The organism is Burkholderia sp. GbtcB21 (genome assembly GCF_019091065.1).
Taxonomy (GTDB): Bacteria; Pseudomonadota; Gammaproteobacteria; order Burkholderiales; family Burkholderiaceae; genus Burkholderia; species Burkholderia pyrrocinia_C.
In genome coordinates, this window is record NZ_JAGXKA010000040.1 from 1 (window position 1) to 9,130 (window position 9,130).

Here is a 9,130-nt window from a genome sequence, read left to right on the forward strand (position 1 = left end):
AACAGGACCGTGAAACGACTCTACGCCGATGATAGTGCGGATTCCCGTGTGAAAGTAGGTAATCGTCAGGCTCCCTAGGCCAGAAACCCCCGCCCGAACAGGCGGGGGTTTTTGCATTGGCGCGGCCGAAATGTGTGCGGCGCACCTGGCATGGGCCGCCTCGCGTGTTGAATGCGCTGATGGTCACGATGCCGCTGATCGGGTGGGCGATGCCTTTCGGCGAGAGGGTAAGCGGAGCCCTGAGGGCTGCCGATGCGGAGGTGATGACGGAAGGTTGCGTTCCGCTGTTGTGACGGTTGTTGACGGTGGCCGTAGAAGAGCCGCGGTGCTAGCTGAGCCAAGGAATGTTGCGCAGAGATCCGCTGAACGCCGAGTCAACCACCGAGGCAACAAGGGCCGCATAAAGCGGCCCTTGCTGGTTATGCAAACGGGTGTCACGGCTCAGGGCCGTGGTACGGCTGCTCTCGCAACGCAAGCTGGCTGTAGTCCGGTGAGATCGTGATCTTCCGGGTGACGTAGTTGACGTCGAGGTACACACGGTCGCCGGGCCTGAATCCAAAGATCTTGAAATCAATATCGATCGCCTGCATCCACGGCAGGTAAGGCCAGCCGCGCTTGGGAAGGTCCGGGTAGTTGCGGAGGACCAGCTCAAACGTCTTTTGCATGTTGACCGGTTTGTTCTTCCTGCGACGTGACTTACTATTGGCGTCATGACCTGAGACGGAATTTTGTAGCCAATCAGGCAGTGAGTCTCGAGTCGATATTATCGGAATCCAGCCAGGCTCGACGGACCGTGGCGGGAGGTTGATAGCGATGTGCGCTATGGGGCCTGCGCTCGTTGTAGAACTGCCGCCAGCGTTCGATGAGAACCTTGGCCTCGGCGCGGCTGCGGAACCATTCCCGGTTCAGCAGTTCGTCGCGCAGCTTGCCGTTGAAGCTCTCGACGAACCCGTTTTGCCACGGACTGCCGGGCGTGATGAAGGCCGGACCGATTGCAGCATCTCGCAGCCAGCACATGACCTTGGCAGCAGTGAATTCCGCGCCGTTGTCCGACCGAACGAATGCGGGCTTGCCGTACAGCCGCATCAGTCGCGACAGCGTCAGGATGACATCCTGCGACCTTAGGCTGGCGCCGACCTCGATCGTCAGGCACTCGCGGGTGTATTCATCGATCACGCAAAGCATCTTCAACGCCCGCCCGTCTACCAGTTGGTCATGCACAAAGTCGTAGCTCCATACAGAGTTGGGTTGTGTCGCACCGGGCAAACGAATGTCGTTGCCACAACGACGCCGGCGAGGACGCCGCCGCGGAATGTTGAGCTGCAAGGCTCGCCACATTCGCCGCACACGCGATTCACCCAGTGCCAGCCAGGCCGACATCCGCCGGTAGCCGAAGCGCGGCACTTCCTGAGCGGCCGCAATCAGTTGCTCACCCAGGCTCCGATCCTTCTCCGGTTGCTTGAGCGTATAGGTTGCCACCCGGCGACTCAGCCCCAGATAGCAACATGCCTTGCGTTGCGAGAGACCCCGCCGAGTCAGGACTTCCAGCGCTTCGCGCCGGCCCGTTGGGGTACTCATTTTTTTCGGCTGAATTCCTTCAGACCGTCGATCACCAGCATCTGCTCGGCGATCAGGCGCTTGAGCCGATCGTTCTCCGATTCCAGATCCTTGAGCCGGCGGGCGTCCGCCACATCCATGCCGCCGAACTTGTTGCGCCAACGATAGAACGTCTGTTCCGAGATGTTGTGGCGCTTGCACAGATCCTTCACCGGCTCGTCCCGGCTCTCAGCCTCGCGCAAGATGCGGATGATCTGCTCGTCGGTAAATCGCTTCTTCATCGAGTTCTCCTTGCCTCTAGGATAAAAGAGAACTCACATGCCAAATGGTTACAAGAAACGTCTCAGGTCAGTCAGCCATTTCCGACTCCTAGTCTGAGTTGGTTGTGGTCAGCGGGTCGTATGGGTGGCAGCCCCTGCGGCCCGCGCTTTTTGCGGTGAGGCAATTCGAGTTTAAGCGAAGAAAGGCGCTTGATGAGGCCAATACGTGCGAACTAGCCGAACGGTATAGGGTGCATCAGCCATCTCGAATTTTGTGCTGTCGAACCGTGAGGAGCGGAAGTTGCGGTTGGTGGAATCGTCGACGAGTGACAAGGAGGATTGCGTGTCGCTGTTGAAGCGGATATTCGATCAATTTGTGTGCGAGCGTCGGAATCAACGCATCACACGAGCGTTGCTGAAAGAGAACCAGGCAGCAGCGGTACGACTCTTCGATACGAATCTGGATGTATTGCGCAAGACCTTCGCGAGTACGCCGAGGGCGCTTCAGTCCACACCTCTTCCGAACTATCCTCGGGCCGTGTGGATGGGGCATATTGGCATCAATGCGTTTGGTGTGACGCAGGATATTGAGGTCGAACAGTTCCCTGTCTATTTCAATCTCGTTGCGACTGGCAACGAGCGTATGGGGCAGCACCGGTTCGGACGCAGTGATGCGACTTGCACGTTTTCCTCCAGCGCCGATCGTGTCTCTGGAAAGACAATTAGTTTGCTGACGAGTGATGTCGAGCTCATTTGCGCAGTGTCTGCGGCGAAATTCAATCCGCCACCGCCCTGGATCGCTTGGTATGAGCTCGGCCCACTGATTCACAATCTGCAAGGAGATGCGCAGTATTGGTACGAGAACGTCTGGGATCGATACTGGGAGAGTCTGAGTCTGGCCGAGCAAGATACGTTTGTCGAAGAGCGGCGATCGTCGACTAACGCCTACTTGACTGAAGGCGAGTTGGGGATGTGGCTCGAAGCGGTCCGAACAAGGGACGCCCGGTATCTGGAGCGACTGAGGATGGAGTACCAGACGGATTTGCGATGAGGTTGCTCGCAAGGTGCTCGCGAGAAGTGCGGCTTAGCCAAGCAGCATAGTGATAAATCGTCTTGGTTTGCCGTCTAGGTGCGAGAGGCGGGGGGGCATCGAGCACCATGCTGCCGTGGCCCGCTATGGCGCCTTTTCGGATAATGCCTTTATCGTTTAAACTTCTCTCGGAGCAGTATCGCTGCTTCGCTGCAAGATCTGGATCGTGACGTTGTCATTCGATGTGGCTCAAGTCAGGCGTCGTCGTGATTTTCCGGATGTCGTAGTTGACGTCGAGGTATCCCCGGTCGCCTGGTTTGAATTCAAATATCTCGACATTCCAACTACGTCACGGCCGAGACAGCAATTCTCGAAATAATTTTGATGAAAAATCTACTTGGTCACACTGCAAGCATCACCGCTTGCTTTACGTCGAACTGTTATTTTCTTTAGGGTTGGAAAATCAATTTCGAATCGCCGCCACAAAAAAGCGCAAAGATTTTCGAGTGTTGGTGAACCGAGGTCTGGAACTTCATCGAGAAATCGATGGTCCAGCTCGCCCCGAACCTTGTTAATTGCTCCTTTTAAAACTCCTAGATCAACAACCATTCCTGTCGTGTCGTCCTTATTGCCCTCAACGAAAACAACCGCATGATAAGTGTGGCCATGGATGCGGCGACTTGAAATTGCTTCGATGTCTCTATGAAGAGTGTGTGCCGATTCGAAGAAAAATTCCTGAGACAGTTCGAAATTCATTATCCTTGGCCATGTAATCGAATCAATCGTACTTACTTGATGGTGTCCGCAATCAATCTTTACGGGCTAAATATTGTTTTCCAAGTTGTCCTTGTCTTTGGCAAGACCGCCAAAAGAGGGAGCTCCAACAGTACGCTTTCGCCATTCCGTATAACCTGTAGAGCGTAGTTCGCATGCCGGACATTTGTTGCAGCCGTAACCCCACTCATGAAGCACGCTGCGCTCTCCAAGATAGCAAGTATGGGTTTGCGATCGGATCAACTCGACGAAATCCTCGCCACCCATGTCACAAGCCAATCTCCAAGTATCCGCCTTGTCCATCCACATAAGTGGCGTTTCGAGGACGAGGCGACGATCTACGCCAAGTGCAAGCGCAACTTGCATTGCCTTGATTGTGTTATCTCGGCAGTCTGGATAGCCCGAATAGTCCGTTTCGCACATGCCACCGACTATCACTTCAATGCTTCGACGGTACGCAAGCGCTGCCGCGAGCGTTAAAAAGAGAAGGTTCCTACCAGGCACGAATGTGTTCGGCAAGCCGTCTTCCTGAAAGGTAATCTCGGCGTCGCTAGTAAGGGCGGTTTCGCCCATAGTGGTCAGTACGCCGACACTGAGCACATGGTCGTCCCCAAGGCGATTCGCCCAGTGAGGAAAGTTGACTCTAAATTTGTCGAGTATTACACGACGGCAATCGAGCTCGACGCGATGTCGTTGACCGTAGTCGAACCCAACCGTTTCAACGTGTGCAAAGCGTTCCAGCGCCCAAGCGAGGCAGGTTGTGGAATCCTGCCCCCCAGAGAATAGAACAAACGCTCGTCTTTTATTCACGCAACTGCCCTCCGTGACTTCCGTGGCTTCGCAAGTTCTGCACGTTTGACCATGCCGACAAGATGCAACGCGAGGCGCTGAATTTGCCGGGGAGTGTTCTCAATCTCGTCCCATTTTGAGACTGAACCATCCGAGAAGGTCCACGCACCTGACGTCCATGCGGCGTACTCCGCAAGTGGTTCAAGTCCTTGCTTGAAGGCACTGACCTCGATGCCTCCAATACGGCTGTATAGCGTTTCCATGACATATCCCATAGAAATGATCCCAGCCCCGTGGATCAATCTTGATGTGCGAGGCGTTTTTTCGTGCCATGCATCAGGAAATACTTCTGCGACCGCTTGGTAGAAATTGCTCAACAATTGAAAAGCAAAATCCATGCGCGTTGCCGACACTGCGTGATCACGTAGGGCGCCGCTGTCTGCTGAGTTCATGATGACCTTTTGCAGAGACGTATCTTTGATCGCTCCACCAGGATTTGTATGCATGCTGATGAGGCCGTTCAATGAAGAATCATTGCGAAAATTCAACATTTCAGTCAATTTCGCAGCAAACGCACGTGAAGTGAGCCGCTTCGGCTGCACGTTCACCTCTGCGAGGAGTTCATAGATGAGAGACTTAGGGAGTGGTCGCGTGTTGTTGATCAAAATAAACTGCCGCCGCAATTCTTCCTCGCTATCGCAGATGACACACGACACGAAGACCTCAAAATTGTCGCGCTTAGCCTGAGATAGGGCGGTTAATCGTTGCTGTCCATCAACAACGAAGCCTGGTTTCCCCCCAGACGTCGACACACTGAGTTGGAAAACACCGTCGCCGAGATCTTTAACTTTGGTGGCTCCAAGAAATCCAACGACGACGGCATTTGGGAGAACAGCGTCTTCTTTCTGAAGATAGTCTCTAATCTCCTGAATATGTCCAGCGATCTGGGGACGCTGAAATCCAAAAAGCTTTCCATCACCACCTCGACCAGCTCGACTGATTTCGCAGGTGGCGAGAACGTCTGACGCCGTGGCTGCAAAAGTAAATACACGCGCTCCCGGAGCTTGTTTCGCGCCGACAGCACGAAATTTATATAGCTTTGATGTCATCGAACGGCTCGCTTGAAATGTTGATAGTAGACGGCAAGGTTATGAAATCCGCGACGCTTGTTCCGGTTGCTACCGCGGAAGATCACTGCATCGATACCTGCTTCCTTGCAAACCCTACATGTGCAGCGTTTCCATGGACTATGCGTGAGTGTATGACGCACTGCTGCTTCTGCCTTGGAGATCGTCGCCTCATTCGAGGCAGTGCTCTTTTTGCTGTCCCAAAGAAACTCACGGTTGTACTCAATTACCGCGTAAGTTGTGCGATCAATCGAGCTTCTGCCTTTGTCGAAGGCGCGCAAGCTTTCTAAAGCGTGCCGCTCCAATTTGGCGAGTTGCTCCTGATCAGTACCGGACTCTCGCGCTTTTCGCTTCAGGCGCGCGTTCTCAGTTGCTTGCGGGACGCGTATGGCGGTGTAATAGTCAAGCCCACCTCCGCCATTCGGTAAATAATAGTTAGCCTTGGCGTCTTTGAAGGCTCGAGTTAAAGGTGATGTACTGTCGAAACTAGCGATGCCGTAGCCTGTAAAATCTTTGATCTGTTCTGCCTTCGCAAAACCGAGTATATGAAGCTTTACCTTGCTTGATACCCTTCGACGGATTGCCTGTAGACAAAGATGTACTTGGTCAGCCGATAGTGGAACCATACCGCCGATTGCCAAATAGCCGTAGCCCATTTTCTCTAAGCGTTGGCCGGCGTGTGCCATGCTGTCTGGTGACCACCCCTGAATAACACCCAGTGGTGTGAATCCCTTTCCCATAGCCTTAGATGCTTTGAAGAACGCCGATGCGTTTTCGAGCGTGATGTCAAAACGTCGTCTTGCGTCAGGAGTGCCGCCTTCCATTCCACTGACGTCCGGATTAAAATCAAAGATGATATGGTCAACAGAACACCCGTGAGTGAATCCTCCATCGGCGTAGAAATCGAGCATCATTTCTGGCGTGTATGGTGGTACCTCTCTACCCACGTAGGAGAAGGCGCCGCAATCCCCGAATATTTCCATTTTCTCGAAGCGCTTGTCCTGCAAGCGAAGGAAGGTTCGCGCGCCGACACGACGAAACCGCATCATCAGATCTTCTGGGTACTTTCCGGGGAAAAGATCATCCCCAACAATACCGCGAGACACGAGAATTCCTTGATATGGCGCCGTTTTGAAGAATTCGTGGGGATACATATCGCCCCAGTACATTTCGCGGTCGTTACCCATCCGATCCGCTTCGAAGTCGAAGTTGGGATCAATCATGTCGAGCGCGTCAGCAAATATGAATTTCATCGTATGATTCGCTGAGCGTAAAGTTGGACCAATATCTGAGAAAGCATTTTGATATCTTGTGGAGTGTTTTGAATTTCGTCCCACCCACGGTCAACTAACTCCCAGCGACCTTCGGTCCAAGCGCAGTCGGCGGAAATACGTCCAAGCTCCTTGGCAAAAAAGATACGTTGTCCTTTACGGCTAGTTGCACGGGCGGCTATACGGTCCATGAGGTCGCCCAGGGCCGCGATACCTGCTGAGTGCATAAGACGACTTTCTGACGGTGGCTTACCCCAAGCATCTGGAAAAGTATCTTTGACCGCCGACCAGAAGTCGACCAGTGTTTGCAGCATGGAACTGGCATCCCCAGTTTGATTGCCCAATGCCTTGAAATCTGCAAGCGCTCCATTTGGATTGCCAAGACTTCGCTTGATCATGTCCAAGATTGCCGTATCGGAAATCAACCGTTCCGGGTCCGATGTCTGGGAAGCGCGCTGAATCATTCCTCGCAAAGGAGACCTGTCATGCGTATTCAAAGCGTTGCACAGTTGACTTGGTAGTTGCCGCATCGTCAGGTCTCTAGGCAGAGCGATCCCCTGTGTTTCCGGCAACAGTTCGTCAATGAGACGTTGAGGCAACGGCTTTGCGCGATTCACCAAAATGAACTGCTCGCGCTGAACGTGGATTGAGTCTGTCTCAAAGGCGACGACAGGGACAACCAGGTTGTTATTGGACGACTTGGACAGCGCTAACGATCGCTGTTGACCGTCCACAATCCAAGCTGATCTCTGCCCTTCGTCACGAACGGGAATATGCAAGCGACCGAGGGTGACATTCCCAACAGTGACGGTGGCCTTGCTCCCGCGGGACGAGTCGAACTTCATATTCGGCTCTAACGCCAAGATGATCGCATTAGGGAACAAAGTGCCACCGTTGTCCAGGTAGTGCGCTATCTCGTTGACGTGGTCACGTATTTCTTTGCGCTGAAAGCCTTCTAGATCAGTACCTTCTCCTCGCTTGATGCGACGAATGTCAGCGATACGTCGAACGTCGCCGCCCGGGAGGAACAGCAGATAAACGGTCGTTTCTCCCTGCTGCGTCCTGACAGCCGGAGCAACCACAGTTGTTGATGATTTCAATGACTTCATTCAATCGTCCACGCATTCGAAAATCGTTGTTGCTCGCAGGCAAGCCCCATAGTGTTGCGTAGCGCTTCTAGCGCACGACTCCTTGATAAGCCATCGCGTCTGAAAATCTGAATCGCCTGACGAAGTGATTCATCATCAATTCTCCGGCGAACAACTCGCTGAGGCGCGCAACGAAGTAACAGCGATGATTGAACTCGATCCGCATGATGCTGGATCGACTCAATTCGTTTGTCCCGTCGAACAAGATCGACAAAATGCGCGAGTGCCCTTGCTGGATAATCGAACTCCGTCCCACGCAATGTTAGGTTTTCATCGTTCAATCGAGCATCGTACGGCATCACAAGGGACCGCAGTTGGGGGGGCAAAGAGGCCACAGACTTTGGACCGACTAGTCGAAGCCGGGTACGAAGATCGTCCTGTAGGCCCGCAACCTCACCACTAATCATGTCGAGATACGGCCTCGTCGCAGCGATAACGATCAGCGCGTTTGGGCGACGCCTCAACAGGGAGTCGATCGGATTACATCTACCTTGAGCCGAATGAACAGCCTGCCACCATTGCTGAGCAGAAAAATGAGCTCGATCAGGCGCGCGATTCAGAATGCAATCCAAGTTTCCTAGGCTGACAGAAAGGCTGTATGACGGAATCTGCGCATCAGAACTCAAGAGACCCAACCCGGCGGAGAGAACATAAAAATTCTCACCTGTCTGTCGAGCAACCTTCTTCGCGATATCAAACGCCCTACCGTTGTACAGATCATCAGCCCGGACTCGCGTCACGGCGCGATCGACACGCTTCTGCCATTCGGTCACAAGTGACCCAAGCGAAGATTTTCGCAGAGCGGATGCCCGAAGCTGCGCCTCCGGAGGCGTAGTTTTTCGTGCGCTGCAATTTACAATGGCAATTAACTGCATTGGTCGGGAAACTGCAGGTTGAAATAACTGCAATTATCGACGAACGATCGGATGTTGTCACGCGTTCTTGAGCGCATCCGGAGTGGCTCGCGATCACACGTGATAGGTGGTAGACGCAGGGCACCCCGAGGTTTGGCTTGCGTCACGCAAGCCAAAAGGACTCAAATTATTAGGGCCTGAAGAACTGGAGAGGCACGAGAGGTTGTACGGCTCGACGCTGCGAAGTAAGCGTGTCCCCAGCACCGTCTCGACTGGGTGAAAAGAAGTTGCCAGAGTAGTCCCCACCAAAGTAGTGGAGA

Annotated in this window: 9 protein-coding genes; 1 reads left to right on the forward strand and 8 read right to left on the reverse strand. The window is 53.6% G+C overall.

The genetic code is table 11. The annotated features are described in order from the left end of the window. Positions 1 to 434 precede the first annotated feature (434 nt). Positions 435 to 665: a hypothetical protein gene (locus tag KVT39_RS35690; RefSeq protein WP_217591329.1), complete on the reverse strand. Its 231-nt coding sequence runs from the start codon at positions 663 to 665 to the stop codon at positions 435 to 437. Positions 666 to 738: 73 nt separating this feature from the next. Beyond that, positions 739 to 1,838 (reverse strand): IS3 family transposase gene (locus KVT39_RS35695; RefSeq protein WP_217591330.1). Its coding sequence is split into 2 segments (ribosomal slippage): positions 739 to 1,586 and positions 1,586 to 1,838, totalling 1,101 coding nucleotides; the frame shifts between segments, so codons are not numbered across the junction. Positions 1,839 to 2,160: 322 nt separating this feature from the next. On the opposite strand from KVT39_RS35695, the gene KVT39_RS35700 reads away from it, so the two are divergent. Beyond that, on the forward strand, positions 2,161 to 2,868 hold the full coding sequence (locus KVT39_RS35700) for a hypothetical protein (RefSeq protein WP_217591331.1): 708 nt from the start codon (positions 2,161 to 2,163) through the stop codon (positions 2,866 to 2,868). A gap of 372 nt (positions 2,869 to 3,240) precedes the next feature. Here the strand turns inward: KVT39_RS35700 and KVT39_RS35705 are convergent, their stop codons facing one another. From KVT39_RS35705 to KVT39_RS35730, 6 genes are all read right to left on the reverse strand, one after another. Beyond that, on the reverse strand, positions 3,241 to 3,603 hold the full coding sequence (locus tag KVT39_RS35705) for a 6-carboxytetrahydropterin synthase (RefSeq protein ID WP_217591332.1): 363 nt from the start codon (positions 3,601 to 3,603) through the stop codon (positions 3,241 to 3,243). 66 nt (positions 3,604 to 3,669) lie between these two features. After that, positions 3,670 to 4,431: a 7-cyano-7-deazaguanine synthase QueC gene (queC, locus tag KVT39_RS35710; protein WP_217591333.1), complete on the reverse strand. Its 762-nt coding sequence runs from the start codon at positions 4,429 to 4,431 to the stop codon at positions 3,670 to 3,672. Beyond that, entirely contained in the window at positions 4,428 to 5,519 is a 1,092-nt protein-coding gene (gene dbpB, locus KVT39_RS35715) for a DGQHR domain-containing protein DpdB (RefSeq protein WP_217591334.1), read from the reverse strand. The genes queC and dbpB (KVT39_RS35715) overlap by 4 nt, the downstream gene beginning before the upstream one ends. After that, positions 5,516 to 6,790 (reverse strand): tRNA-guanine transglycosylase DpdA, encoded by a 1,275-nt coding sequence (dpdA, locus tag KVT39_RS35720; protein WP_217591335.1) that lies wholly within the window; start codon positions 6,788 to 6,790, stop codon positions 5,516 to 5,518. The genes dbpB (KVT39_RS35715) and dpdA overlap by 4 nt, the downstream gene beginning before the upstream one ends. After that, the gene (gene dbpB, locus KVT39_RS35725) at positions 6,787 to 7,917 is read right to left on the reverse strand and encodes a DGQHR domain-containing protein DpdB (RefSeq protein ID WP_217591336.1); all 1,131 of its coding nucleotides are present in this window, start codon (positions 7,915 to 7,917) and stop codon (positions 6,787 to 6,789) included. Before dbpB (KVT39_RS35725) ends, dpdA begins: the two co-directional genes overlap by 4 nt. Then, on the reverse strand, positions 7,914 to 8,729 hold the full coding sequence (locus KVT39_RS35730) for a DUF6884 domain-containing protein (RefSeq protein WP_217591337.1): 816 nt from the start codon (positions 8,727 to 8,729) through the stop codon (positions 7,914 to 7,916). Before KVT39_RS35730 ends, dbpB (KVT39_RS35725) begins: the two co-directional genes overlap by 4 nt. Between the last annotated feature and the right edge of the window lie 401 nt (positions 8,730 to 9,130).

Coding starts and splice junctions, on each gene's coding strand:
- KVT39_RS35705 (WP_217591332.1), bottom strand. CDS start 3,603: ATGAATTTCGAACTGTCTCAGGAATTTTTCTTCGAATCGGCACACACT.
- dpdA (WP_217591335.1), bottom strand. CDS start 6,790: ATGAAATTCATATTTGCTGACGCGCTCGACATGATTGATCCCAACTTC.
- dbpB (WP_217591334.1), bottom strand. CDS start 5,519: ATGACATCAAAGCTATATAAATTTCGTGCTGTCGGCGCGAAACAAGCT.
- KVT39_RS35690 (WP_217591329.1), bottom strand. CDS start 665: ATGCAAAAGACGTTTGAGCTGGTCCTCCGCAACTACCCGGACCTTCCC.
- dbpB (WP_217591336.1), bottom strand. CDS start 7,917: ATGAAGTCATTGAAATCATCAACAACTGTGGTTGCTCCGGCTGTCAGG.